The sequence below is a fragment of the Streptomyces aurantiacus JA 4570 genome (assembly GCF_000414115.1).
Lineage (GTDB): Bacteria > Actinomycetota > Actinomycetes > Streptomycetales > Streptomycetaceae > Streptomyces > Streptomyces aurantiacus_A.
This window is the reverse complement of the sequence record NZ_AOPZ01000262.1, coordinates 1-441: the sequence shown is the minus strand read 5'-3', so window position 1 is coordinate 441 and position 441 is coordinate 1. Positions and strand designations below refer to the sequence as shown.

General features: G+C 71.0%; 1 protein-coding gene and 1 pseudogene. Both read left to right on the top strand.

From position 1 onward, the window contains the following. The coding region (locus STRAU_RS40510; RefSeq protein ID WP_203227457.1) for an SRPBCC family protein at positions 1–233 on the top strand (233 nt) is incomplete at its 5' end. Next, a pseudogene (locus STRAU_RS24155) lies at positions 230–441 on the top strand (LLM class F420-dependent oxidoreductase); the annotation flags it as partial. The gene STRAU_RS40510 and the pseudogene STRAU_RS24155, both read left to right, overlap by 4 nt.

The following is a 441-nucleotide window of genomic DNA, read 5'->3' as shown; positions in this document are numbered from 1 at the left end:
GCACCCGGCACGAGATCACCGTCGCCGCGCCCGTCGAGGATGTCTGGCGGCTGCACACCGACATCGCCGCCTGGCCGCTGTTCAACAGCGGCGTCGAACGGGCCGAGATATTGGAGGCGATGAGGCGATCGCCCACGAGTGATGGACTGACGGGACCGGCAGCCGCCCGCGGGCGTCGTGGGCGGCTGCCGGTCCCGTCAGTCAACTGCTCGACACCTGAGGAGAGTTCATGACCAGGCCGTTCCGGTTCGGCGTCAACATGATGACCCCCTCGGCGGGAGACGAGTGGCGCGCGAAGTGCCGCAGGGCGGAGGAGCTCCTGGTGCCCGACCACCTGGGCATGCCCGCGCCGTTCCCGGCGGTCGTCGCGGCGGCCGAGGCGACCGAGCGGCCGAGGGTCGGCACGTTCGTCCTGAACGCCGGATTCTGGAACCCCGCGCT